The 24,034-nt window shown below is 40.5% G+C and carries 26 protein-coding genes and 1 tRNA gene; 11 read left to right on the top strand and 16 right to left on the bottom strand.

The features are described from left to right. Positions 1–131: 131 nt before the first annotated feature. From E0H88_RS04210 to E0H88_RS04200, 3 genes are all read left to right on the top strand, one after another. Positions 132–207: transfer RNA gene (locus E0H88_RS04210), tRNA-Arg, on the top strand. Positions 208–1,085: 878 nt separating this feature from the next. Beyond that, on the top strand, positions 1,086–2,534 hold the full coding sequence (locus E0H88_RS04205; RefSeq protein WP_131273224.1) for an NAD-dependent succinate-semialdehyde dehydrogenase: 1,449 nt from the start codon (positions 1,086–1,088) through the stop codon (positions 2,532–2,534). An 809-nt stretch (positions 2,535–3,343) separates the two neighbouring features. Beyond that, positions 3,344–3,562 (top strand): hypothetical protein, encoded by a 219-nt coding sequence (locus E0H88_RS04200; protein ID WP_092819254.1) that lies wholly within the window; start codon positions 3,344–3,346, stop codon positions 3,560–3,562. A gap of 208 nt (positions 3,563–3,770) precedes the next feature. On the opposite strand, the gene E0H88_RS04195 is transcribed toward E0H88_RS04200, so the two are convergent. The 3 genes from E0H88_RS04195 to E0H88_RS04185 all read right to left on the bottom strand — a co-directional run bounded on the left by E0H88_RS04195 (position 3,771) and on the right by E0H88_RS04185 (position 5,749). Continuing rightward, positions 3,771–4,121 (bottom strand): hypothetical protein, encoded by a 351-nt coding sequence (locus tag E0H88_RS04195; protein WP_131273223.1) that lies wholly within the window; start codon positions 4,119–4,121, stop codon positions 3,771–3,773. Between the two features lie 215 nt (positions 4,122–4,336). Then, a complete protein-coding gene (locus E0H88_RS04190; protein WP_131273222.1) occupies positions 4,337–4,963 on the bottom strand; it encodes a hypothetical protein in 627 nt (208 codons plus the stop codon). 87 nt (positions 4,964–5,050) lie between these two features. Continuing rightward, positions 5,051–5,749, bottom strand: coding sequence for a putative quorum-sensing-regulated virulence factor (locus E0H88_RS04185; RefSeq protein WP_131273221.1), 699 nt, complete (start codon positions 5,747–5,749; stop codon positions 5,051–5,053). Between the two features lie 622 nt (positions 5,750–6,371). Between E0H88_RS04185 and E0H88_RS04180 the strand changes: the two genes are divergently transcribed. Both E0H88_RS04180 and glyA read left to right on the top strand, forming a co-directional pair. After that, entirely contained in the window at positions 6,372–7,667 is a 1,296-nt protein-coding gene (locus tag E0H88_RS04180; protein WP_131273220.1) for an alpha/beta hydrolase, read from the top strand. A gap of 153 nt (positions 7,668–7,820) precedes the next feature. After that, positions 7,821–9,074, top strand: a complete 1,254-nt coding sequence (gene glyA / locus E0H88_RS04175) for a serine hydroxymethyltransferase (RefSeq protein ID WP_131273219.1) — start codon at positions 7,821–7,823, stop codon at positions 9,072–9,074. 48 nt (positions 9,075–9,122) lie between these two features. Here glyA and E0H88_RS04170 read toward each other — a convergent pair whose 3' ends face one another. Next, positions 9,123–10,739, bottom strand: coding sequence for a hypothetical protein (locus E0H88_RS04170; RefSeq protein ID WP_131273218.1), 1,617 nt, complete (start codon positions 10,737–10,739; stop codon positions 9,123–9,125). A 126-nt stretch (positions 10,740–10,865) separates the two neighbouring features. Between E0H88_RS04170 and rnk the strand changes: the two genes are divergently transcribed. The 4 genes from rnk to E0H88_RS04155 all read left to right on the top strand — a co-directional run bounded on the left by rnk (position 10,866) and on the right by E0H88_RS04155 (position 13,504). Next, positions 10,866–11,270 carry a nucleoside diphosphate kinase regulator gene (gene rnk, locus E0H88_RS04165; RefSeq protein WP_092819260.1) on the top strand — a complete coding sequence of 135 codons (405 nt, stop codon included), beginning with the start codon at positions 10,866–10,868 and terminating at the stop codon, positions 11,268–11,270. Positions 11,271–11,540: 270 nt separating this feature from the next. Then, positions 11,541–11,675: a hypothetical protein gene (locus E0H88_RS16200; protein WP_286364005.1), complete on the top strand. Its 135-nt coding sequence runs from the start codon at positions 11,541–11,543 to the stop codon at positions 11,673–11,675. Between the two features lie 9 nt (positions 11,676–11,684). Next, positions 11,685–12,656 carry a TauD/TfdA dioxygenase family protein gene (locus tag E0H88_RS04160; RefSeq protein ID WP_131273217.1) on the top strand — a complete coding sequence of 324 codons (972 nt, stop codon included), beginning with the start codon at positions 11,685–11,687 and terminating at the stop codon, positions 12,654–12,656. A gap of 149 nt (positions 12,657–12,805) precedes the next feature. Beyond that, on the top strand, positions 12,806–13,504 hold the full coding sequence (locus E0H88_RS04155) for a Crp/Fnr family transcriptional regulator (RefSeq protein ID WP_131273216.1): 699 nt from the start codon (positions 12,806–12,808) through the stop codon (positions 13,502–13,504). Between the two features lie 136 nt (positions 13,505–13,640). Here E0H88_RS04155 and slyD read toward each other — a convergent pair whose 3' ends face one another. The 3 genes from slyD to E0H88_RS04140 all read right to left on the bottom strand — a co-directional run bounded on the left by slyD (position 13,641) and on the right by E0H88_RS04140 (position 16,992). Continuing rightward, on the bottom strand, positions 13,641–14,123 hold the full coding sequence (gene slyD / locus E0H88_RS04150) for a peptidylprolyl isomerase (protein WP_092819263.1): 483 nt from the start codon (positions 14,121–14,123) through the stop codon (positions 13,641–13,643). A 135-nt stretch (positions 14,124–14,258) separates the two neighbouring features. Further along, positions 14,259–15,560 carry an NAD(P)/FAD-dependent oxidoreductase gene (locus E0H88_RS04145; protein WP_131273215.1) on the bottom strand — a complete coding sequence of 434 codons (1,302 nt, stop codon included), beginning with the start codon at positions 15,558–15,560 and terminating at the stop codon, positions 14,259–14,261. A 121-nt stretch (positions 15,561–15,681) separates the two neighbouring features. After that, on the bottom strand, positions 15,682–16,992 hold the full coding sequence (locus E0H88_RS04140) for a D-alanyl-D-alanine carboxypeptidase PBP6B (RefSeq protein WP_092819265.1): 1,311 nt from the start codon (positions 16,990–16,992) through the stop codon (positions 15,682–15,684). Positions 16,993–17,173: 181 nt separating this feature from the next. Here E0H88_RS04140 and E0H88_RS04135 point away from each other — a divergent pair, with 181 nt between their 5' ends. Next, positions 17,174–18,877 (top strand): M61 family metallopeptidase, encoded by a 1,704-nt coding sequence (locus tag E0H88_RS04135; RefSeq protein ID WP_131273214.1) that lies wholly within the window; start codon positions 17,174–17,176, stop codon positions 18,875–18,877. A 64-nt stretch (positions 18,878–18,941) separates the two neighbouring features. Then, positions 18,942–20,555 carry an LA2681 family HEPN domain-containing protein gene (locus tag E0H88_RS04130; RefSeq protein WP_131273213.1) on the top strand — a complete coding sequence of 538 codons (1,614 nt, stop codon included), beginning with the start codon at positions 18,942–18,944 and terminating at the stop codon, positions 20,553–20,555. Between the two features lie 4 nt (positions 20,556–20,559). Here E0H88_RS04130 and uraH read toward each other — a convergent pair whose 3' ends face one another. From uraH to E0H88_RS04085, 9 genes are all read right to left on the bottom strand, one after another. Beyond that, a complete protein-coding gene (gene uraH, locus E0H88_RS04125; RefSeq protein ID WP_131273212.1) occupies positions 20,560–20,958 on the bottom strand; it encodes a hydroxyisourate hydrolase in 399 nt (132 codons plus the stop codon). A 113-nt stretch (positions 20,959–21,071) separates the two neighbouring features. Continuing rightward, positions 21,072–21,863, bottom strand: a complete 792-nt coding sequence (locus tag E0H88_RS04120; RefSeq protein ID WP_131273211.1) for an rRNA large subunit pseudouridine synthase E — start codon at positions 21,861–21,863, stop codon at positions 21,072–21,074. Between the two features lie 106 nt (positions 21,864–21,969). Further along, on the bottom strand, positions 21,970–22,173 hold the full coding sequence (locus E0H88_RS04115) for a helix-turn-helix transcriptional regulator (protein WP_131273210.1): 204 nt from the start codon (positions 22,171–22,173) through the stop codon (positions 21,970–21,972). After that, positions 22,173–22,520, bottom strand: a complete 348-nt coding sequence (locus E0H88_RS04110) for a hypothetical protein (protein WP_131273209.1) — start codon at positions 22,518–22,520, stop codon at positions 22,173–22,175. Before E0H88_RS04110 ends, E0H88_RS04115 begins: the two co-directional genes overlap by 1 nt. After that, entirely contained in the window at positions 22,517–22,831 is a 315-nt protein-coding gene (locus tag E0H88_RS04105; protein ID WP_131273208.1) for a hypothetical protein, read from the bottom strand. Before E0H88_RS04105 ends, E0H88_RS04110 begins: the two co-directional genes overlap by 4 nt. Then, entirely contained in the window at positions 22,828–23,193 is a 366-nt protein-coding gene (locus E0H88_RS04100) for a DUF551 domain-containing protein (protein WP_131273207.1), read from the bottom strand. Before E0H88_RS04100 ends, E0H88_RS04105 begins: the two co-directional genes overlap by 4 nt. After that, positions 23,193–23,429 carry a hypothetical protein gene (locus tag E0H88_RS04095; RefSeq protein ID WP_131273206.1) on the bottom strand — a complete coding sequence of 79 codons (237 nt, stop codon included), beginning with the start codon at positions 23,427–23,429 and terminating at the stop codon, positions 23,193–23,195. The genes E0H88_RS04100 and E0H88_RS04095 overlap by 1 nt, the downstream gene beginning before the upstream one ends. After that, positions 23,429–23,830 (bottom strand): hypothetical protein, encoded by a 402-nt coding sequence (locus E0H88_RS04090; protein ID WP_131273205.1) that lies wholly within the window; start codon positions 23,828–23,830, stop codon positions 23,429–23,431. The genes E0H88_RS04095 and E0H88_RS04090 overlap by 1 nt, the downstream gene beginning before the upstream one ends. Beyond that, a complete protein-coding gene (locus tag E0H88_RS04085; protein ID WP_131273204.1) occupies positions 23,830–24,033 on the bottom strand; it encodes a hypothetical protein in 204 nt (67 codons plus the stop codon). The genes E0H88_RS04090 and E0H88_RS04085 overlap by 1 nt, the downstream gene beginning before the upstream one ends. Position 24,034: the final 1 nt, after the last annotated feature.

Genomic DNA, 24,034 nt, shown 5'->3' with positions numbered 1-24,034 from the left:
AATAAACCAAGTAAATAAGCAAGAATTGTCTGTTGCAATTTTGGAACATTGCTTAAACTATAAGCACAAAAATTGATGACTTATAGATAGTTGCTTTACCTTATGGTTTTTTTTGTTATGATGTGCATCGCGCGCTCATAGCTCAACTGGATAGAGTACAGGTCTCCGAAGCCTGTGGCGTGGGTTCGAGTCCCGCTGAGCGCACCATTTTCCTTTCTTCAAGCCTTTTTATTTGCTCTAAACATATTGATAATAAAGAAATAGTTTTATACGGCTATATTCTGTCTGCCGGTTTCTCATTATTCCAATACTTGCTTACGGTAAAATCACCATCAAATTCAACTAACGAATCCTACGTTACTGTAAAAAATGTCAAAATCTGTAATAAATCCAAGGGATCAGCAGAGCAAACCTAATATTGATAAACAAGAAAAATCAAAAATTAAACTATTTATTAAATTAGCTGATAGCAAGGAAGATTTTTTGCATCGATAGAAATCCACCTTTGGGTGCTGTGATTGTGTACATCATATAAATAACAATGGAATAGCGGCTTAATTGGTACCTATGCTGAAACTTCTGTGGGCTGAATTAAGAAAGACCTGGCTGTAAACAAAAAATAATTTCACAAAATAGCAGACTGTATTGGTATGTACCTTATTGCAGAATAATTTAGTCCATTTTTATATGAATCTGATAAGCAAATCTGTGCCATCAGACCAATCAAATCTAAAAAAAGATGGGAGAAATTTAGACGAAATTTTAAAAGTTGCAGATTATGGGTTTTATATTGTTTGATTCTACAGACTTTACTGTCGCGCTTGGACATCCGGGTCATTCGGGATATCCTGAAGGACAAGACGTCATCGCTATCCTAAAAAATTCATATTGCAGATTAAACAGCAAGCATTCTTTCAACAGCTGGAAAAGCTTGCCAGGCAATATTGAGCTTTGGGCATAGAATTCGTTTCCGGGAGGGTAGATCCCCTCGGCTGATGAAATCGATGACATATTGCTGGCTAAATTAAAGATGGCGTAGCACCTGCTCAACGTACCGTGCCAGGCGTCTATGAAGGAGAATATAGATGCAACTTAAAAATCCTGATTTGCTGAAACAACAAGTTTTTATTGATGGGCTTTGGATGGATGCAGCAGATGGCAAAAGCTTTGCTGTAACCAATCCGGCAACAGGCGAAACCATTGCACAGGTGCCAAGTGTTTCCACTGCACAAGTGGAGCAAGCTGTACAGGCTGCCGAGGCTGCACTGAATGCCTGGAAAAATATGACCGCCAAAGAGCGTTCAGTATTATTGCGTAAATGGTTTGATCTGATGGTGGCCAATCAGGAAGATCTTGCAGTGATTTTAAGTACTGAACAGGGAAAACCCTTAACAGAAAGTCGTGGTGAAATCCTGTATGGTGCCAGTTTTATTGAATGGTTTGCCGAAGAAGCAAAACGTACTTATGGTGATGTCATTCCACATGATAAACAGGGTCGCCGTTTAGTGGTAATCAAACAGCCGGTGGGTGTTGTTGCCGCAATTACGCCATGGAACTTCCCGAATGCCATGATTGCCCGTAAAGTGGGGCCAGCACTTGCAGCAGGCTGTACGGTGGTGATCAAGCCAGCTTCAGAAACGCCTTTATCTGCGCTTGCCTTGATGGTACTTGCCGAACAGGCGGGTATTCCTAAAGGTGTGCTGAATGTGGTGACAGGCAGTTCGCGTGAAATTGGTGAGGTTCTTACTACGCACCCAGTCGTGAAAAAAGTATCCTTCACCGGTTCCACTCAAGTGGGCAAGCTGTTGATGAAACAGTGTTCGTCTACCATGAAAAAAATCAGTATGGAACTAGGGGGGAATGCACCCTTTATCGTGTTTGAAGATGCCGATTTAGACAGGGCGGTGAAAGGGGCCATGGCATCGAAATTCCGTAACAGCGGTCAGACTTGCGTATGTAGTAACCGTATTTTGGTACACACCAATATTTATGATCAGTTCCTGGAAAAATTAACGGCTGCCGTACGAGAATTAAAAGTTGCACCTGCCTTTGAAGAAGGCGCGGAACAGGGTCCGTTGATTAATGAAAAAGCCGTGGAGAAAATCGAAGAGCACATTGCCGATGCTGTCGGGAAAGGGGCGAAAGTCCTGGTGGGCGGTAAACGTCATGAATTAGGTCAAACCTTCTTTGAACCGACTGTATTGTCACATGTCACACCAGACATGCTTGTAGCCAGGAATGAAACTTTCGCACCGCTTGCACCGGTTTTTCAATTCAGTACAGATGAAGAAGCCATCCAGATGGCCAACGACACTGAGTTTGGTTTGGCATCCTATATTTATACCGAAAGCTTAAGCCGTGCCTGGAAAGTCGGTGAAGCGCTAGAATATGGGATGGTGGGCATTAACGAAGGCTTGATTTCTACAGAAGTTGCGCCTTTTGGTGGCGTTAAAGAATCGGGTACAGGACGAGAAGGTTCCAAATACGGTATTGAAGACTATCTGGATATTAAATATATGTGTATGGGCATTTGAGCTTGAGCCATGAAAAAAATACGGATCAATTGATCCGTATTTTTAATTAAAAAGTTGATGAGAATAGGAAATAGTTTATCGTCCTGTTCTTTAAAATAAGAAACTAAAATGGATACAAGACTCATATGTGATCTGCAATAAAAGCTTTCTCAACTGAACAGTATAAGGTTGAAAGTGTGAGTAAAAAAATAGAAAGAATTTTATGCTATTGATTTTAATTATAAGAAATATTTACTGTCGGTGGGTTAAAAATAGCAGAGATAAACTATTAAATATGGCCTTATTTAAGGTTTTATGTGAATTTAAGCGCGGATATTAAAAAGACATCTATTATTCACGTGTTTATAAAATATACAATCATAGTTTCTTTAGATTGTTGTATATAAATGTTGGTCAGGGTTGCCTATTTCATTTTCGAGTTTTATATTAAAAATACAGTAGGTCGAGAGACGCTACAAAGTGGTTGGACGGATCAATGACAGCTTGTTGAGCTTGCAACTTCGGGTTGAAGCAAAAAATCAGCACTAGCCTTCCAACATAAAAGCCCGCAGTAATGCGGGCTTTCTTATTTTTCATGTCAAAAAATGCTTTGCGGATGGCCCCAATTGCAGAACTTATTTTAGATTACTGAAGGTGATCTACAGAGTTTATTATTGAAGTTTAGAAAGCTTAACTGAAATATTTAAAGTAGATATCATTTATTGAGTTATAAAAAATTACATTGCCAAGAAATCTAACATCTCTAAATTATGGATAAATCAAATATATGTTATAAAAAGTTTAGTTAAATAAAGAGAGCAGAGAATAATATGAGCCAATTAATAGAGGTGAAGGTTAAAGACCAATTTAGCAATATTCATGCAGTACAGGCATTATTACGGGCAATTCCGGAAAATTCAGTATTGCATAAACTCTCATTATTTCAAAAGATTGAACATATTATTGTGAATGGTGAAATTATTCGCCCCAGTATTGAACTGCTTTTTGAAAGCCGTATTTCCGCGAGTATTTATCGTATAATTGAATAATGCATATATAGTTGACTTCTTTCATCTTTGTTCACACCCTCTTTATTTTTTTCCCAGAGAGAGAAATAAAGGGAATTTATGAAAGAAGTCTGATAAAACTTATTCTAAATTATGGGTAAAAGATAAAAACTCCTGTTCAAGGTGAGTTTTTATAAAATAGTAACAATCCGATTGGAAAATATTAGTGAATCGAATAAAAGATGAAGGCTTAAATTAAACTGAGCTCGACATCATATTTATTAAATTCTTGTATGATGTTTTCTATGACTTTGATTCCAATGCCATCATCACAACTGAATATTTCATCCTTGCCTTGCGTACTGTTGTAACAGATGATTTGCTGGATTGACCAGCGATTTTCAACGTCTGTTTGATCAATAATGACCCGAAGGGGTTGCAGGTTTTCGCTGACCTGACGGGGCAATACACTGGTAATGGCAAGTTGAATATGATTCAGATTCTCTTTCGGACTTAAAAATGTCAGTACCCAGTTACCTACTTTTTTTAAGTGCATAGGATTATCTGCTGGATGAAATTCTAAATAATGTAAGGACGTCATCATGAATTCCTCTGAAATATTGACTATATTGGGCTTTTAGCAAATATTTGCCATTCAGCTTAGGTCGTATTTTGAATCAGGCCATGGGTTCTGGTTTAATCTGACTGTGGTTGAATAAATCCAATCTTATTGTTTTATAAGTATAAAAATAAATATCCTCTTAATGGTTAAGACCTTAAATAAATAATGAAACATAAAAAAGCTCTTAAGCCTGATCAGCTCAGATGTTTCTGGAGAGAAAAATTGATCTGGTTAAGGTATTTATTTAATTCCTGAGGTGTCATGCGACTTTCCTGTAAGGTGGTAATCCATTGCATTTGACACAGTTTTAAACTGCGTAAATCATCGGCAGACAGAATACGGTTAATCAGCTGTTTGGCCATTAAGCCGCAATGCCGTTGCAGCAGTTGAGCCATGAATTGTTTGACTTGTTCAAAGTCCATGACTTCTAGCGTTGTCTGTATTTCATTTTCATAGGAGGCCGGCTCAGCTTTTTCATCCGTGATTGAAGATGGGGAAACGCCGGGAACCAAAATTTCTTCGGCAGAGTAATCCTTAAGTTGAGTGTTTTGCAGCGCAAGGCTGGCTTCAATTTCGGTATTCAGGGTACTGGATGTAAGTGGAGCTTCAATGGATGGGCTCGCTTGTTGGGCGATTAATCCCATTTCCAGTAATTGTTCAAGTAATTCGGGTGGCGCGATACGACGCTTGAATTGTTCGGCAAGCAGGTCAAAATCATCGGTGCCGATCAGCAGTAACAACCGGCGTTGACGTGCATTCAGATTGAGAGAACGTTGTTTTAAACTTTCAATGCCTAAATCAGTTTTATGATATTGATTCATGCCTTAATTTATCCCTACGGTAAACTAAGGCCGATTGTAAGTATTAATAATGACAGTATTATTTAAATCATATTACAAATCATAATATTACAGCGTTAAAATATTGGCTTTCTCGAGAGCCTTGCGCAAATAAGGGTCCAGATCATCCTGACGAAGCAGCCACTGCATATAATCTGCCGGTAAATCTGCTATCGCTGTACCCCTGTGTTTGCCGAAATTAATCGTACGAGGGATACGTGCGTCTTCCGATGCCAGATAAAGCTCTTCAATGTTTTGAATGTTTAAATGATGGATTTCATGCATCAAAATATTGGCGGTTAAAATAATATCCATATCGGCACGATGCGCTTTTTTAATCATTTCACGGGCTTTTTCACTGCCTTTGCTGATCATATAAATAAGGGCAGAAATATTATGAGCCTCGGCATCTGGCCAGACTAAACGCGCAAGGGCAAGGGTACAAATGGCTTTGATTTTGCTGGTATCTACACCGCATTTCTCAATGGCACGAATATCATAATCAATATTGTGGCCAATAATATACGTAGTTTCCTGTGGAAGACTGAAAGTCGTGTAGTGAGGCTGACCAACCAGCTCGGATTCCAGAATATGATGCACCGCCATGGCGGCATAAGAAATCGGTTCATCGACACTATAGAGCTGGTCGAAAATTTCACTCTTATCTAAGGAAAGTTTGCTACCTTGGATTTGGATCGGCGCATATGCAATCTCAATCGGCTGTCCATTTAAAGTATGGGTTTCGGTATCGAGAATAATTGCTTGCATGACAGGTCCATAACCGTTGCGATCGTTTGGGTAAATTTAGCATTTTCGAAGATACCGGTACAAACTGAAAATACAGTCTTTTGCCCATTCATGATGATTTCTGTAGCGAAATGCTGGTTAAATGCACTGCTTTGAAAATATCACGCGAAATATACGCTTTAGATGAATTTAGGATAACTGGCTTGATCAGGGGGTATTTAAGAAAGCCTGAATATATCCTTTGAGTGATGTTTAATGACTTCAAGAATCTGGACGCTACAACTGAGATAACGGCTTCTGAGCGGTCATTTTTTGTTGATCGGTCATCGAGGCCGCATAAGAAGGGACCACTTTGTTCACTATTTTTCTTTTTAAACATCTACAATCAGATTTCATGCAAGCCTGAAATCAGACAAATAAAAGCAGACATATTTTGTTAAATTAATAGTGTTTGATATTTGTAACACCATAAAAATAAAATTTATAAAAATCATTTATTTATATTAATAGCAATCTAGTCTTTTTTTATATTTTTTATTTGATGTTAAATCACATTGTTCAAATATTAAATAAAGGTAATAGTTTGTATTCATGATTACCTCAATCATCAAAATAACAATATATAATATAAGGAAATGCAAAAATGAAAAAAACATTATTAACGGTGTTAATTAGCAGTGCCTTTTTGCTTACCGCCTGCGGTGGCGGAGGAAGTGGAGATGAGAGTGCCTCTGGTTCTGGTAATGGAACTGGAACTGACAATGGAGCGGGCAATGGAACTGGGGGTGGGGATAATGGCGGCGTCATTGTTCAGCCTGAACCTTCTATTCCGCTGAATAACATTGCTGATCCTGTGGTAAGAACCGAAGCCTATACCGAAACAAATATGACCAGCGTAGCAGGTGAAAGCCTGGTGATGACTTATAAAATGCTGGGGGTTAATGGTCAGGAAGTTCAAGCGACGTCACTGGTCATTACACCGAAAACAGCGGCACCTGTAGAAGGCTGGCCAATTGTGGTTTGGGCGCATGGTACGACTGGTGTGGCAGATCAATGTGCACCGAGTCGAAGTAAACTGAAGGTAGAGATTGAAGGGATGATTACTCAACTTTTAAGTGCAGGGTATGTGGTGGTGGCTCCCGATTATGAAGGCCTGGGCGAGCCAAGTGGCAATGAGTTTCATCCTTTCCTGAATTTAAAAAGCGAGGCTTATTCAATTACTGATGCAGTTGTCGCTGCACGTCATTATTTGGGGGTAAAAGTATCGAATCAATGGATGGCAGTAGGGCACTCACAAGGCGGACATGCAGCACTAGGCGCCGCTCAATATGCTTCGCGTGCAAATCTTGACTATAAAGGAGCTGTTGCCGTTGCACCTGCATCTAATTTACAAACAATTTTTAATACGGGAAAACAGCTTGTAGCGAATTTACCCCTCAAAGATCAAGTTTCTACCCTGGCATCTTTAAATACTTATGCCGCGCTGATTACTGCGGGAATGCAGGGTCAAGCCGCATCACCGACCTATGCTCAAGTCTTTGAAACCAATGCAGCAACAATAGCCGCTCAAGCTGAGACAATCTGTTCAGAACCCTTAGGAATAGATTTTAATACTAAAATGGCAACTGCCGCCAATACTTCATTGTCTGGTTATTTAACCCAAAGTAATTTTATGCAAGTACCTGCAATTTCAACCTTTTTGAATAGCACTTCTCAGCCCTTATCTGTAAAAGTTACGACACCAGTGAAAATCTATCAGGGTGGATCGGATACGACTGTTCCAGCAAATGCGACAGCTGACCTTATTACCAATGCAACGAAACTTGGAACGACTAATATCGTTCTAGAATATGACTTAGCCTGGAATCATTCAACTGCCTATACTTCGAATATTCCTAATATTATTGCAGATGTAAAATCTTTAATGCCAATTCAGTAACTTGTTTTGATTATCTATGCTCATGTTTTTTAAATCATGAGCATTTTTATTTCAAACTGAGTAAAGTTCATTCTCAACATTTATAAACTTCATGCTACAATACGCGCCAATCTTAGCACGGCTTAAAAGCCCTAATTTAATAGGACCTCGCTAATGTTTGCCAATATCTCTATTGCTGAATTTGACCCGGAAATTGCTCAAGCAATCGCTAACGAAGATGCTCGCCAAGAAGCGCACATCGAGTTGATTGCTTCTGAAAACTATTGCTCACCAGCAGTGATGGAAGCGCAAGGATCAAAACTCACTAACAAATATGCAGAAGGCTACCCAGGCAAACGCTATTATGGCGGTTGTGAATATGTAGATGTTATTGAACAATTGGCAATTGACCGTGCTAAAGAACTTTTTGGTGCTGATTACGCTAACGTTCAACCGCATGCTGGTTCTCAAGCAAACTCTGCAGTTTACTTAGCGCTTCTTAACCCGGGCGACACCGTTTTGGGTATGAGCCTGGCTCACGGTGGTCACTTGACTCACGGTGCAAAAGTAAGCTTCTCTGGTAAGACTTATAACGCAGTTCAATACGGTCTAAACCCTGAAACTGGCGAAATTGACTACGAAGAAGTTGAGCGTTTAGCAATCGAGCACAAGCCACGCATGATCGTTGCTGGCTTCTCTGCTTACAGCCAAGTTGTTGATTGGCAACGTTTCCGTGACATCGCGGACAAAGTTGGCGCTTATCTGTTTGTCGATATGGCTCACGTGGCAGGTCTGGTTGCTGCTGGCGTTTACCCAAGCCCAGTTCAAATTGCTGACGTAACAACAACGACAACTCACAAAACACTTCGTGGCCCACGTTCAGGTTTAATCCTTGCAAAAGCAAACGAAGAAATCGAGAAAAAATTACAGTCAGCTGTATTCCCGGGTAACCAAGGTGGTCCATTGGTTCACGCTGTAGCTGCTAAAGCAATCTGCTTTAAAGAAGCAATGGCACCTGAATACAAAACTTACCAACAACAAGTAGTTAAAAATGCTCAAGCCATGGCTGAAGTATTAATCGCTCGTGGTTATGACGTTGTTTCTGGCGGTACGAAAAACCACCTGTTCTTGTTGTCTTTAATCAAACAAGACATTACAGGTAAAGATGCTGACGCTTGGTTAGGTGCTGCTCACATCACTGTGAACAAAAACTCTGTACCTAACGACCCACGTTCTCCATTCGTGACTTCTGGTATCCGTATCGGTACTCCAGCTGTTACAACGCGTGGTTTCGGCGAAGCTGAAGTACGTGAACTTGCTGGCTGGATCGCTGACATCCTGGATAGCAAAGGTGATGAAGCTGTGATCGCTACTGTTAAAGAAAAAGTTGCTGCTGTTTGCGCGAAATTCCCTGTTTACGCAAAATAAGTTTCTGACTTAAAAAAAGCCTCCTGAATGGAGGCTTTTTTTATATTTTTATGACACCCGCTGGGGAATATTTTGTTGCATCGCCTTTGGATAAGGGAGCTTGCTCGGCTTGTAATATTGCGCCCAGGTTTGTGACGCTGCCGGGCGATTTCGTTCGCTGTCTTGAATGCCTTTAAAAAATGCCCCCATGGCATGATAAATCTCGGGTAAATTTTTACTGGTGATGGCATCGCTACTGAGAAAATAGGGCTGCAGAATGCAAAAACCGCGATAGTCAAACACCTGGAAAAAAGGGATGACTAAATGGATGTTCATAGGCTGTTCGCCATAGTTACGGACATGCAGGGAAATGGCATCGGTTCGCACATGCGGGAGACAGGCATACATCTCATAACCCAACACATTATAAGGATGTTTTTCAGCATTGATATCCAGTTGTCTTAAGGGGCCATCCGGTCCCTCCATATGGCTAAAAAAGGTATTGCCCGGTGGATAACTGGTGGGTGTCAGGCTCTGCTCGGAAGAAGTGCGTGGAATCACCCCATGAATATGCAGCAATAAAAATTGGGTCAGCTGACCGGCATGATATAAAGCCTCATAAAATGGGGATTGCTGTAAATTGCTATTGGTCTTCTGCGTATCTTCAGCCAAATAAATAGGATTGCTGCTGGCTTTAATGCTTTGCAAGGCATTCAAAACGTATTGTTTGCTGGATTCGGGAATGACAGGTTCAAATAGAAACTGGCAAATATGCTGGGTCACCAAAAAAATGGAAGCATTAATCTGCGCAATCCGGCAGGTGGTTAACGCATTCGGGATGTGTTGCCCGAGCATCTGGCTGACTTGTTCCGGCGCGAACCAGCGTAGCGAAGTTCCAGCTTGCTCGGCAATGACTTGCCCAACATAAGCGGATAAAAACAGAATAAAGAAAAAATGGGCGTCATCTTCTAAAAATTTATCGATTGAAACCATATAGTTCTGGCGAATTTCACGCATGAGATCATCTAGGCGATCCAGGCTGGACAGGCTATGATCCAAATCGGAAATCTGCACCAGATTTTGAAAAGCAGAACCACAAAACAGCGGATAACCCTTGAAATACATGCTTTGTAAATCGTGCATTTGTTCAGTAAATTTATGGCATTTATCTGCAAAGGTAATTTGATAATTTAGAATAATGGCTTCAATTTCCTGGCTGATGCTCAGCGGTAAATCATTTTCACAGAAATGCTTTGCCACATAATGCAGGGGCAGAATAATTTGATCATTGCAATTGAGCGCATAGCTATGTACAAAGTTATTGGGACGATCACGGAATTTTATGAAATGGGCTTGCAGCTCTGCAAAGCTTTGCCATTTTTCATCGATACCCAATTTTTGACTGATAAATTGCCCGATATAACTGGAAATCAGGTAGACGGTATTTAATTTTAGGGGATCTTCAATAAAATCTGTGGCTTGTGTACCTATTTGTTTTTTAAATGCGGTAAACAGTTGATCCAGTCGTTCAAAACTGGCAAATGTGCCATCAAAATTAACGGTTTTAAGTGCGGAAGCAATATAAAATTCATGTTGGTGTTCTGGCATTTCAAAGTGGCTACGAATATGCTGCATAAAATTGTGAGAGCCAAGTTCAGCTGCTGAATGGAGTTCAGTAAGAGACATCGTATTATTCTTGTAAAAGTAATTATTTATATACATATGTATACTTGAAATTAATTTTAAATCAACTGTGTAAATAGACTTATTGTTGCTGAATGAAAGAAAAGTTTAAAAAAGAGGATGTTGAATATGCAAAGACCTATCATTGTGATTTCGCAACAAGATCTTGACCGTTTGGAAACGATGCTTGAGCATCAATCTAAACTGACGCCAACCATGCAGCATCTTGAAGATGAGCTGGCACGTGCCCAAGTGGTAGCTCCGCAGGATATGCCGGCAAACGTGGTGACAATGAATGCACGGGTATCGATTACTATTGCCCCTGCGAATGAACCGACCACAATTACCCTGGTTTACCCGCATGAATTTTTGGGTGAGAAAGGGCAGGTGAATGTACTCGCGCCCGTCGGTGCAGCAATTTTAGGATTGGCTGAAGGTCAGGAAATTGAATGGCCACAGCCAGATGGTCACTTAATGAAAGTGAAAATTGAAAAAGTGTTGTATCAGCCAGAACGTGAAGGCAATTATCTCTAATTTTTAAATAAATAGCCCCTAATTTAGGGGCTTTTTTGATAGGCAGATAAACATAATCAATGCTTACTTATTTTATCGAGATACCCCATCATAAATGCTGAAACCACAAAGGTCAGGTGCATGTTATTCCCCAGATGATTTTCTTGATATTTTGACGTGATCATAAATAAATCACTTTAAAAATTCGACATTTTTTATATTTTTAATAGTTTGGATTGATCTGAAGATTTCACTTCTTCTTTGGGCGATGAGTCTGTGTGAGTCATCAAGATGGCTAAATCAGGAAAATTCAAAACTTCAGCAGGTATTGTGCTGATCACTGTCAATGCTTTGACAGTGTTTATGGCCTGTTCAGGGCAAACTGTATTTCAACAACACAAGGTTGCAATAACAATTGAAATATAAGGAATAGCCATGAGCCAGACTCAAACAGCACAATATGATCCAAACTACCAGTATCAACATATTCAGGTGAAACCGATTACCGGTCGCATTGGTGCGGAAATTGAAGGAATTAAATTGTCTTCAACTCTGGATCTAGACACGGTGTATGAAATTAACCATGCTCTAATTAAGTACAAGGCCATTTTCTTTAAAAACCAGCAGCACTTAACTGATGACGAGCAGGAAGGCTTTGCTGCTTTATTAGGAAAGCCATTGAACCATCCAACCGTTCCGGTCAAAAGTGGCACAGCGCATGTACTAGAGCTTGATTCACGTGGTGGACGGGCAGACACCTGGCATACCGACATTAGTTTCATTGAAGATTATCCAAAAGCTTCCATTTTACGCAGCATCGTTGCACCGGTAGCAGGGGGTGATACGGTTTGGGCAAATACCACCGCAGCGTATAACGATTTACCGGAACAACTGAAAATTTTGGCAGACAGTTTACGTGCAGTGCATAGCAATGACTATGATTACGCCTCCAAAGTGACGACAAGTCCGCGTATTGATGCAGAAAAATATCGTGCGCTGTTCAATTCAACCGAATATGAAACAGAGCATCCCTTGGTACGTGTGCATCCTGAAAGCGGTGAAAAGACGTTGTTATTGGGTCACTTCTTTAAACGCTTTGTCGGGTATAACAGCCAGGATTCACGTCGCCTGTTTGATCTATTCCAGGACTATGCCGTGAATCTGGAAAACATCGTGCGCTGGCGCTGGAGTGTAGGGGATGTTGCCATTTGGGATAACCGTGCCACCCAGCACCGTGCGATTAATGACTATGGCGATGAGCTGCGTGTTGTACGCCGTGTCACCATTGAAGGAGATATTCCATTTGGTGTAGATGGCCGCCCAAGTGTGAGCTTGAAGAAAGTGGTGAAACAGGACATTTCTAATTTTACTTTTGAAAATGGGCAAATTCTGGAAAAAGCATCCTAATGATTCAACGAACTGATTTGCGCTATGTTGACCCATAGTCATCTGTATTCGAGATATACATAGTGCTAAAAATTGCTTGGTCCAAGCATATAAAAAACCTAGTATTTATGTACCAGGTTTTTTATTTTTAATGAGAGTATCCATTTCGTATGCTCAGTCGTGCAGAGAAGCTACAGCAAATTTTCAAGGAGGATGCAGTCTTTTCTGCATTTAATGCACCGTCGCATCAAACTTTGATGCAGCATGTGAAATATCTGCGTTTTTTACCACAGCAACAGATCTTGCATTATCAGCAGAAAATGGAGGATATCTATGTGCTGTTGTCTGGACGGATGCAGATTGGCTGGCTGCTCAGTGATGGCGAGTTTAAGGTCAGCGATTATGTGAAAATGTATTCGGTGTTTAATCTGGTGCCATTTTTACAGCAAAAACCGCTGAATTTCGATTTTTATGCGGTAGAGCAAGTCGAAGTGGCGGTAATTTCAGGTCAGGTTTTTCTGGAACAATTACAGCAGCAGCCGCAAGCCATGTGGCAGATCATTCAATTATTGAGTGAACGGATGTATGGCTTGATGGAGAAAAACCGTTATCTGCAAACCGCGAGTATGACGCAAAAAATTGCGCGACATTTAATAAGCTTGGGTCAACAGGCAAGATCAGCAGGTCAGGCCAATTCGAGCATGCAGTTTAAAATGAGCCAGCAGGAATTTGCCGAATTACTGCATGTGTCCCGGCAAACCTTAAACAAGCAACTGCAATATTTTATCCAAGAGCGCATTGTAGAGTGGAATTATAGTCAAATCCGTATTCTTGATCTGCAGCGCTTAAAACAGATCAGTCATTTCTAGCGGGGCATTTCGGGATAGAGTATTAGAAAATTGCTCATCACACTGAAACTTTCCTGGACGACTGAAAATAATTTCAAAATTTAAGGCAATAAAAAAGGCAAAGTCAAAACTTTGCCTTTTATGATCATGAACGATCTTAGTGGTGATGACCACCTGCACCGTGTACGTGACCGTGTTCTAATTCTTCAGCAGAAGCTGCACGAATTTCAACAATTTCAACTTCGAAAGTTAAATCTTGGCCAGCAAGCGGGAAGTTGGCATCTACAACAACGTTGTCGCCTTCAACCGCTTTAACAGTCACGATTTGAACGCCGTCATCAGTTTGAGCCTGGAATTGCATGCCAGGTTGGATGTTGTCCACACCTTGGAACATTTGAGCTGGAACTTCTTGTACGAGGTCAGGGTTGTATTCACCATAACCTTCAGCAGCAGGAACGTTTACAGTGAATTTTTCACCAACAGTTTTGCCTTCTAAAGCGTTTTCTAAACCAGGGATGATGTTACCCGCACCGTGCAAATATGCAAGTGGCTCACCTTGTGATTGGTCGAGAGTTTCGCCCTCTGCGTTAGTCAACGTGTAGTGGAAAGAAACCACGAGGTCATTTGCAATAGCAGTCATGTTATTGATCCATTCAATTTTTTAAGGGTACATCATAAAGTGAAAAGTGGGTTTTGTAGACTAGATTTAGCAAAAATCTGCAATTTTCCCACTTTGTATGGCGTTTTTTTAATAATGGGGACAATTTTTTAAATTTCAATGCAATTTTATCTTTGGCCCCATTTTTCTTGTGACAAAATCTTTGGCGGTTAAAAGACCTGCATGGACATAGCCATGAATGGTCGCTTGATGCAGTCGATATAAAGAAATATACATCGATTTTGCCAGCAAACCTTGCACATTCACTTGTCCGAGTAATTCTCCCACGGCTTTGTTATGGCTTAATGACACCAGCGAGCCTTTGTCGGAGAATTTGAACATCGGTTGGGGCTTGCCCTGAATGCGGGCTTTCATGGCATCAACCAGGAAACTGGCCTGCTGGCTGGCCACCTGAGCACGTGGACCGAGTACCGGTTCATCCGCAGTGGGCTGGCAATGGGCGCAGTCACCAAAAGCAAAAACATTCGGATCAGATAGCGTTTGCAGTGTTGCATACACTTTAAGGCGGTGAATATTGTCCTTCGGAAAGTCTTTTAACTTTTCCAGAACAGCAGGGGCTTTAATGCCTGCCGCCCAGACTTTCAGTTCGGCATCTATAGAGCTTCCATCGGCAAAATAGACTTTGTCCTCGTCAACTTTTGCTACCCGGTGTTGGGTCAATACCTTAACTCCAAATTGCTCAAGTTGATGGCGGGTGTGGTTGGCGATGCTTTCAGAAAGGGCAGGCAAAATCCGGTCGGCGGCTTCAATTACGCTAATATGGACATTGTTCGGGTCAATTTTGTTTAAGCCATATTTAAAATAAGTTTCTTTGGCTTGAAACATTTCGGCAGCAAGTTCTATACCGGTTGCACCTGCACCAATAATGGCAATATTCAGGACGCGGGTAGTATCATGATTTTGGGCCTGCAGATATAAATGCAGGAGGTCTTGCTGAAACACATCTGCCTGTTTACGGCTATCCAGAAAATGGCAGTGCTGTTTCACGCCTTCAGTATTAAAGTCATTCGAGGTCGAACCCACTGAAATAATCAGGGTATCGTAATCCAGATGAATATTTTTCTGGCTTTGATCTGGCTTGGTTTGTTGGAATTTAGACCGCTGCGATGTTTCAAGAATAATCTGTTTGGCGTTTGCGTCGATTCCAATAAAACTGCCCAGAACAAACTCATAATGATGTTTGGCAGCATGGGCAAAATAATTGGTTTCTTCGGCATGCGGATTAAGGGTACCCGCTGCAATTTCATGTAACAGCGGTTTCCAGATATGGGTGAGTTTCTGATCGACTAAAGTGATGTGAGCTTGATGGGATTTACCTAAAGTATTACCCAGTTGCGTTGCAAGCTCTAAACCGCCGACACCGCCACCCACAATAACAATTTTATGGAGATTACTCATTTTTTTGACCTATTTTTATTTTAAAGACGAAAAAAAAGATGGCATCAATATGCCACCTTCAATTCATTGCTTTTGTTTATATTGTTATACAGCTTACATAATTTAAAGAAATGTCACGCAATTAACCTAGAGGATAAATTTTGACTTTAATTTCCTCAGTGGAGAAAAAGCTAAAAAGCTGCTTAAGCCAAATGGCAATTTTCTGGAAGAAATTGGCTTCTTCAATTTGCACATCATTTTCAATGGCAATGGTACGAATCAACTGGTTATTCTGGTAAACATGCACAGTTGCCAGTTGCATGACTTGGGCTAAAGGTGCAGTCAGGTATTTTTCTTTAATTTCAACATTTAAGTAGGTTTTGGTTTCTTGTAAGGGAGCAACCGCCTGAATTGTTCCATTGCCGGTATTCAGCATAACACGCTGATTCACCCTATCATAAGTTTGCAGGTCAATTGCATAGGGCTGGTTATACAAAGACGTCGTCACAATTTGCGGTTGGCTGGTTTCCAGTTTGAACATTTTTAAAGTGGATTTAATGACCGGCAACTCAGCGATCAGCTGCTTGTCTTTAATTGCCACTTCATTACGGGTATAGGTATAAGCCATATCCAGCAGGGTATGTGCAACTTCAGCACGTTTTAAGGCATTTTTTGTTCCCATCACCACCACAATCAGGCGGCGTTCAGGCAGTGCAGGATTACCGGTAGGACGGTGTGCAGTCAGTGCCAGGTTATAGCCTGCCGCTTTGGTGAAACCTGTTTTTAAACCATCCACACTGGGGTCAAACTTGAGTGCCAGGTTGGTTGCGCGATGAAAACGCTGGTTATAACTGAAACTTGGCATGACTGAATAATGCAGGTATTCAGGTGTCTGAACACTAACGGCTTGACCGAGCAAGGCCATGTCATGAGCAGATGAGTAATGATTTGGCATGGTCACGCCTGGCGCATTGGCAAAATGCGTGTCCTTCATTCCTAAGGTTTTGGCTTCTTTATTCATGCGTTCGATGAAAGCCGGTACGCTACCCGAAATGCGTTCTGCCAAAGTCACAGCCGCATCGTTGGCTGACATCACGATCAGGCCTGCAAGCAGCTGATCAACGGTGATCTGATCACCTTCTTTCAGGTACATCTGCGACTCATCCCACTGCACCATTTTTACCACCGGTGTCGCCGTGATGACCTCATCTTTCTTTAAATGACCGGCTTCAATTTCTTTCAGGGCGATATAGGCAACCATCATTTTGGTCATGGATGCCGGTGCACGTTGCTCATGGCTATTGTGCTCTGCAATGACCTGACCTGATTGGGTGTCAAGAATGGTCCATGCAGCGGCTTCAACGCTTTCAGGAACCAGGTTCAGCAATGCAGCATTGACTATCGTGGAGCACAATAAACTTAAGGATGCGAGGAGGTAGATGACAGCTTTCAATGATCTTCCTTATTTACCAATCCATTGGTGGTAGAAATGCAAAAAATATGAGGAATGCTATGCCTTTTTTTTAAGTATGGCTAGTCGGAATTGTAGACAATTGCGACAGTTCAGCATTGCCGGGCAAAAAATGCTAAGCTAATTGTTAAGTTAACTTTTCTTATATTTTATATTGCCCATTATGTTGCATTATCAAATCGAATTTGACGATTATCGTCAGCATCTTATTCACGTGACACTTCGCTTTTTGGCAGATCCGACCCAAGTCCTTGCTTTGCCGACCTGGATTCCGGGGAGCTATCTGATTCGTGAATTCTCAAAGCATATTGAGTCAGTTCGTGCATATGATGAAGAGGGCCGCATTTTACAAATTCAGAAATTTGAAAAGAATAAATGGCGTTTATTTAACACCGATCATGAGCTGATTACGGTGGAATATGATGTCTATGCCTATGATTTATCGGTACGTGGCGCTTATGTCGATCAAACCCGCCTTTATGTGAATCCGGCCTGTGCATGTTTGGGACTTGAGGGACAGGAAGATAAAGCGGTTGAAGTGGAAGTGTTCTTGCCAGATGAGCTGAAGCATTTCCAGTTGGCAACCGGTTTAATGGCCAAAAGCCTGGTTAAAGGCCGCTATACCTTGAAGGCAGACAACTATGCCCAATTGATTGATTCACCATTTGAGCTGGCAGAGCAAACCCGCTTTAGCTTTGAAGCCAATGGTATTCCGCATGAATTCGTGGTGTCTGGCAAACATGCCATGAATGCCGCGCGCATGCAGCAAGACATTGAAAAAATCTGTGCCACTGAAATTTCAATGTTTGGTTCAGCACCATTTAGCGACTATACCTTTATGACCATGGCGACAGGCAATAGCTATGGGGGCCTGGAGCATCCGAACAGTACCAGTCTGATTACCCCGCGTGACGATTTGCCTAAAGCGGATGAACCTGCTGAACCATCAGCGGATTATCAGCATTTTCTGGGGCTGTGCAGTCATGAATATTTCCATTCCTGGTTGGTGAAATTTATCCGTCCTGAAAATTTCGTCAATTATGATTTGAACAAAGAAGGCTACACTTCATTATTGTGGATTTTTGAAGGTTTTACTTCTTATTATGACGACCTGATTTTGCTGCGTAGTGGTGTGATTTCTCAAGAATCCTATCTGAAATTATTAAAGACGCAGATAGACCGCTATTTGCAGAACCCGGGGCGTGCGATTCAAACCGTTGCAGATTCAAGTTTTGATGCCTGGGTAAAATTCTACCGTCAGGATGAAAACTCCAATAACGCCGGTACCAGCTACTACAACAAGGGCTGTTTAGTGGCGCTGTGTCTGGATTTGGGCTTGCGTCTACGCGGTTCAAGCCTGGACGCCTTAATGCGTAAATTGTATAAAAATGCGCAAAATGGTGTTCAAGTTAATGAGCGTACCATCTTCGATTTGTGTAATGAGTTGACCGGTGATAACTGGCTTGAACAGATCAATCATTTGATCAATACCACCGATGAGTTGCCGCTAGACCAGTTATTCCCTGAGTTTGGTCTAAGTTTTGATATTAAAAATGACAAGTCATTGCCATTTGGCTTAAAGCTTGCCGATAAACCCGAAGGTGTGGTGATTCAAACTGCGCGTCGTGATGGTGCAGGGGCAAAAGCAGGTCTTTCTGCGCAAGATGTCATTCTCGCGATTGATGGCTTGAAAGCGACCAGCAAACTGGTAGAAAAATATGCGAAGCAGGAAGGTACTTATACCGTTCATGCTTTCCGCCGTGATGAATTGATGACTTTTGAGGTTCAGGCCGGTGGTTCTGAACTGCCTGAAGTAGAACTCAAAGTTACAGATCAGGCTAAGGCTGAGAAGTGGTTAAAAGCTTGATTTGCATAAGCTATAAAAACCATGTAAAACCCATACTTAGGTATGGGTTTTTTATTGAAAAATTATGTTTGAACTCGGTATACGTCAATTAAATGCTATGGCTGGTTTAGTAGATGAACTAATTTTAGATAAGAATAAGAAATCTGAATTGACTAAATTTCTAAAGGTGCATACTGAGACAGATTTTGTATTTTTGGATGGTTTTTGTGAAGGATATTTCTATTACATTTTAGGAAATTGCAGCTCAGAGCTTTATCAATACCATCATGAGGATTGGTATTCACAAAGTTTAATTGATACAGTAAATTTGTATGAAAAATCGGTTTTCTTACTCGAAAAACATAAAAGCGATACTGGTCTATTATCTTTTGCATTAACAAATTTGGGAAATTTTCTATCTTCTCAAGGACGATGTTTTTGTGCTCAGTTTTATTGGGATAAGGCAATTGAATTGGATGGAAATTCAGTAGCTTTAATTGCTAAAGCAGAAGGCATGCTTTTTAGAGGTACACAACTTTTTGATGAATCTCACACTCAAATTCATTATTACTATTGCAATAACTTAATTAAAACTGCTTTAGAAAATTTAGATAAATTGGAAGAAGAGCAAAAAATACCATTATTGACTAATGGAACTCTAAATAGATTTCACTCTTGGTTTGAAAATAATTTTAAATTAGAAGATTTCAATTTTTTAGAAGCATATAAGCAAAAGACGAGAAGTAAAGTAGAGGCACGTTACTTAAAATGGGTTGCTGATAACAAACTTTTTATAAATGATTTAAACGATTTATGTAAATATGAAATTGTATATCAAGATATTCTAGGATTGCCTTCTATTAACTATAAAATAAATAATCTGCTTAGCCTCAAAGAAAGTTTGGTCTTTCATTCAAATTTTGATGAATTAAGAAATGATTTTACATACGCACGATTTTTAATTTTTCAAGCTTCAGAAATGAGTAGTGAATCAAGACATTTTTACAATCAGACATATCCACATACAGATGATACTTTGCATGCTGTAGATAATCTAAAAACATCTCACATGAAATCAGCATTTAAAATTTTATATTCTATTTTTGATAAAAGTGCCTACCTATTAGCAAAATATCTAAATTTAAATATAGGTAATCGTGAAATTAGTTTCTCAAAAATTTTTGGTAGGAATGAAAATAAAAAATTTAAACCAAGAGTAGAGCTAAAGAAGTCAACAAACTTTTTTTTACATGCATTATTTTATATTTTGAAAGAAATTGAAGATGGAAGTCAGGTGCAAGATGAAAAACATAGACTAGCTAAAATTAGAAATCATCTTGAACATAGATCATTTAGAATTGTTGATGATTTTGGTTATGAGCTGAATACTAAATATGATCAAGTAACGCCTTATAATTATAATAAAGCTCTTGAAAAAAAAGCATATTTAGAAGAAAAAAATCTTATAAATTCTAGTGAATATCAAAAACTAATCTCAGATATCAATGATAAAAAAATAAAGAAAGATTATATTTTTGAAATGCCGCTTGCTGAATTTGAAAAATCCTTAATGGATTTAGCTAGGCTTGTTAGAAACTCCATTATGTATTTATCATTAGCTATACATTTCGAGGAAACACAAAAGTTAGATCATGATGATGACTTAATTCTTGAAAAAACTGTGCCGCTTAAAAGATAAACTTTTAATTCCCCCGATAGGTTGAATACCCATAAGGACTCAGCAACAGCGGAATATGGTAATGCTCCAAACTGCCATCAATCACAAATACCACCGGTACTTCCGGAAAAAAAGAACGCTGATTTTTTGCCTTAAACCAGTCGCCGGTTTTAAAAGTAACTTTATAAATGCCTTTTTGAAGGTTGGTGTCTTTGGGGTATAAATCCGTGATTCGGCCTTCGGTATTAGTTTTCGCTTCATTGAGCTTGGTCCATTTATCACCTTGCTGCGCTTCCAGTACCACGGATACATTGGAGGCAGGCAAGCCGGAATCCAGATTCAGTACATGAACACTTAAAGGATTTTGAGCAAAACTCAAAGTCGAAAAACCTGCGATTAAAGCAGAAAAGATAATATTTTTCATAATAAGCCGACTCAAATTGCAACCTAAACTCAGTCTACAGAATATAAAAAAACAATATATTTGGATTTTGTATTAAAAAAGGGTGCTTATGCACCCTTATTATATTGTGGCGATTAACCGCGACCACGACCACGTCCACGCGGCGCTTTGGTGTTTGGACGCGTTGTTCCGTTGGTCTTGCGACGCGGTTTCTCGCTTTCATCCATTTGCCAGATACGTTTGGTACCTGATTTCTTCTTCACAGAACCATCTTTGTTCTTGCGAACCATAGGTTTACCGCCCGTACCACCTGGTTTTTTCACATAAGAACGTGAACGGTAAGGTTCTTCGGCAGGGACATCTTTAAAGTCAGGGTAAAGTAAAGGTTCAATTTCTTTGGTTTCACCCGGTTGCAGACCCAACTGAACCAGATCAATCGAACCAATTTTAGTACGAATCAAACGTAAAGTTGGAAAGCCTACCGCAGCAGTCATACGGCGAACCTGGCGGTTACGGCCCTCACAGATTGAAATTTCAATCCAGGAGGTAGGCACCGACGCCCGGAAACGAACCGGAGGATCACGCTCCCATAACCATTCAGGCTGTTGCACTTTAATGGCTTTGGCAGGAAGGGTCATGCCATCTTTCAGTTCAACCCCTTGACGAAGCTGTTCCAGCGCTTCTTCAGTGACATCACCATCCACCTGTACCAGATAGGTTTTAAACTTCTTGTTGGCCGGGTTGGTAATAAACTGGTTTAAACCGCCGTGATCGGTTAAAAAAACTAAACCTTCCGAGTCCATATCAAGGCGACCCGCCAAGCGCAAAGTCGGATCATCTACGAAGTCAGACATGGTCATGTGTGCTTCGTCTTTACGGAATTGGGAGAGGACGTCATAAGGTTTGTTGAGAATGACAATTTTCACTTTAACCTACTGTAATATATAAAATAATTTATTTGTGGTGTTCATGTTACCCGTTTAGTTACCCGTTTATGTGAAAGTAGGTTAAGGATAGACAAGAAAAAGCCCACTATGTGTGGGCTATCATATCAGATTCTGTTTTATGTTCCTCGACTTTATGCTTCACATATGATGAGTACCAAAAAACATCCTTTTCTGAAAGTCGGACCGGTTGTCTAATATCACCAGAGTTCACCATTGAATAGAATTTATCTTTACCAATGGCAAGTAACTGCATGAACTCTTTCGCCCGAATTCTGCGATCAATTTCCATCAATCCACCTCCAATCTTTTACCTGCTGTGATTTCTGCATCAGTTGCATGACGAATTTGAATAGCCCACGGGCATAAACTATTTGTCATTCTCACCCCAAAAGCATCAATACTCTTAACCGTCATTAAATCAATAGCATCACTTGCGCCACCAATTCCTGAGCACTCTCTAAAAACAACCTTATCCCCAACCTCAAAAATATTGTGCTGTCGGCGGTATTCGAGTAAAGCATCACGAATCATTTCAGCGGTTACAGCACTGCAACATTGAAGAACAGAGTTTTGCTCTTTTAACTCAAGCTCACGCTTCGCCTTCCCATACCCACCTAACTTTTCAATTAGATTCACGACACTTCTCCTAAAGACTTCACCACACCACTCGGCAATTCACTCAAATAAGTCGTAAACAAGTGATACAACTTATCCTCATTCATTTCATTGATTTCCAGCATTGCACCTGTGCCACTGATTACACGCTGACGTGACCAGCCGCGCATATCAAAAGTGAACTCATTGTCAAAATCCACTGCATTTAAAATCGCATTGAACGAACCAACATCACCAGCTGACCATGAATCAATGTATGGCTTATCACGCTCGATCAGGTTATCAAGTTGGAGTTGAGCAAACCGGATGTTTGTTTTTTGAATTTCAGTCATTTGATTGACTCCTGCGGCGCATCAGGTAATGGCATCCAATGCGTTACGTCAGCTTCTTCAAACTCATCCAAAGCCATTACATCGTAAACATTGAAGATATTGCTAACGGTTTGAGACATTGCTAAAACTAAAATATTATTTTTTGGCAATCGATCTTTAACAGAAATCCATTCCGGCACCGCTTGGGCTTTGGCTGCTTGCTCAAATCCATAAAACGCACCATTTACCCATGCCGCCACACCTGTCGGTAATCCATCTTGCTTTTCAATATAACAACCAAGAGCTTCGTCATATTCAATGTATTCAAGTTTGTCTTTGATGTACTCAAGCTGCTCTAATTGCTTTCTAATTTGAATATCCATCACGCCACCTTCCCATTTTTAATTTGTGTTTTCCCATCTTTTAGTGCTTGAAGCTCTTCTTCAGTGAAAAAGTAGATAAGATTTTCAGGAATGGTCACAGGACCATTTTCTGTATACTTCACCGTGCAATTTATGTATTTATTGACCTTAATTAAGGCGTTTTTCCTTGCGCCTATCTGGTACAAGCCAGCTTTTTTAAGCTTTTGTGTACTCGCAGTAAATTTAGCTAATCTCATCAAGCCACCTCAACTTTCAAAACGTACTTTTTGCCGCCACTGGTGAACTCAACCGCTTCGCCTTTACCTAACAAGTAATGACCAATTGCTTCCAAATTTTTTGAGCTCAAACCCGTCTTGGCTCTTGCTCTACGTCGGTCACATATAATGCAAGCATTAGTTTTGACTGAGCGTTCCGAGCTACCACATTTTTCACAAGGTGCATAAGGTACATACGTCTTTAAACCTTTAGCTTCGGCTGCCTTGCGAAGTGGGATATTATTTTTTAAACCACCTGTAGAAACGGGTTGGTTCCACTCGATAGCTTTATTGGTATTTACTGCCGGCTTAATCTGACCGCCGCTTTTAATAAATTGAGCAACTGCTTCCGAGTAGTCAGGTTTGATTTGAGTTCCAATCATCACGCCACCTCACCAAAAGGGTTGTATTTTTTAAATTCTTCAAACAACTGGGTCGCTGGTTTATTCAATCGACCATTCGCCATAATCATCACGTTACGAGGGAAATTCTTTCCAGACGCTTCGCAGTAGAACAAAACACCAGATGCATTTGTTACGCCTCTATAGCCAATGCTGACAAGCCAAATCACAAAGGCTTCGCTCATT

It is taken from the genome of Acinetobacter sp. ANC 4216, assembly GCF_004331195.1.
Lineage (GTDB): Bacteria > Pseudomonadota > Gammaproteobacteria > Pseudomonadales > Moraxellaceae > Acinetobacter > Acinetobacter kookii.
The sequence above is the reverse complement of the archived record's forward strand: the minus strand, read 5'-3'. Positions and strand labels throughout refer to the sequence as shown.

Bases quoted from the DNA above. Each gene is read 5' to 3' on its own strand.
- E0H88_RS04170 (WP_131273218.1), bottom strand. From the start codon at position 10,739: ATGTCTCTTACTGAACTCCATTCAGCAGCTGAACTTGGCTCTCACAAT.
- E0H88_RS04105 (WP_131273208.1), bottom strand. From the start codon at position 22,831: ATGACTGAAATTCAAAAAACAAACATCCGGTTTGCTCAACTCCAACTT.
- E0H88_RS04155 (WP_131273216.1), top strand. From the start codon at position 12,806: ATGCTCAGTCGTGCAGAGAAGCTACAGCAAATTTTCAAGGAGGATGCA.
- E0H88_RS04205 (WP_131273224.1), top strand. From the start codon at position 1,086: ATGCAACTTAAAAATCCTGATTTGCTGAAACAACAAGTTTTTATTGAT.
- uraH (WP_131273212.1), bottom strand. From the start codon at position 20,958: ATGAAAAATATTATCTTTTCTGCTTTAATCGCAGGTTTTTCGACTTTG.
- E0H88_RS04115 (WP_131273210.1), bottom strand. From the start codon at position 22,173: ATGGAAATTGATCGCAGAATTCGGGCGAAAGAGTTCATGCAGTTACTT.
- E0H88_RS04090 (WP_131273205.1), bottom strand. From the start codon at position 23,830: ATGATTGGAACTCAAATCAAACCTGACTACTCGGAAGCAGTTGCTCAA.
- E0H88_RS04200 (WP_092819254.1), top strand. From the start codon at position 3,344: ATGAGCCAATTAATAGAGGTGAAGGTTAAAGACCAATTTAGCAATATT.
- slyD (WP_092819263.1), bottom strand. From the start codon at position 14,123: ATGACTGCTATTGCAAATGACCTCGTGGTTTCTTTCCACTACACGTTG.
- E0H88_RS04185 (WP_131273221.1), bottom strand. From the start codon at position 5,749: ATGCAAGCAATTATTCTCGATACCGAAACCCATACTTTAAATGGACAG.
- E0H88_RS04195 (WP_131273223.1), bottom strand. From the start codon at position 4,121: ATGACGTCCTTACATTATTTAGAATTTCATCCAGCAGATAATCCTATG.
- E0H88_RS04130 (WP_131273213.1), top strand. From the start codon at position 18,942: ATGTTTGAACTCGGTATACGTCAATTAAATGCTATGGCTGGTTTAGTA.
- E0H88_RS04180 (WP_131273220.1), top strand. From the start codon at position 6,372: ATGAAAAAAACATTATTAACGGTGTTAATTAGCAGTGCCTTTTTGCTT.
- E0H88_RS04085 (WP_131273204.1), bottom strand. From the start codon at position 24,033: ATGAGCGAAGCCTTTGTGATTTGGCTTGTCAGCATTGGCTATAGAGGC.
- glyA (WP_131273219.1), top strand. From the start codon at position 7,821: ATGTTTGCCAATATCTCTATTGCTGAATTTGACCCGGAAATTGCTCAA.
- E0H88_RS04135 (WP_131273214.1), top strand. From the start codon at position 17,174: ATGTTGCATTATCAAATCGAATTTGACGATTATCGTCAGCATCTTATT.
- E0H88_RS04190 (WP_131273222.1), bottom strand. From the start codon at position 4,963: ATGAATCAATATCATAAAACTGATTTAGGCATTGAAAGTTTAAAACAA.
- E0H88_RS04145 (WP_131273215.1), bottom strand. From the start codon at position 15,560: ATGAGTAATCTCCATAAAATTGTTATTGTGGGTGGCGGTGTCGGCGGT.
- E0H88_RS04160 (WP_131273217.1), top strand. From the start codon at position 11,685: ATGAGCCAGACTCAAACAGCACAATATGATCCAAACTACCAGTATCAA.
- rnk (WP_092819260.1), top strand. From the start codon at position 10,866: ATGCAAAGACCTATCATTGTGATTTCGCAACAAGATCTTGACCGTTTG.
- E0H88_RS04100 (WP_131273207.1), bottom strand. From the start codon at position 23,193: ATGGATATTCAAATTAGAAAGCAATTAGAGCAGCTTGAGTACATCAAA.
- E0H88_RS04095 (WP_131273206.1), bottom strand. From the start codon at position 23,429: ATGAGATTAGCTAAATTTACTGCGAGTACACAAAAGCTTAAAAAAGCT.
- E0H88_RS16200 (WP_286364005.1), top strand. From the start codon at position 11,541: ATGGCTAAATCAGGAAAATTCAAAACTTCAGCAGGTATTGTGCTGATC.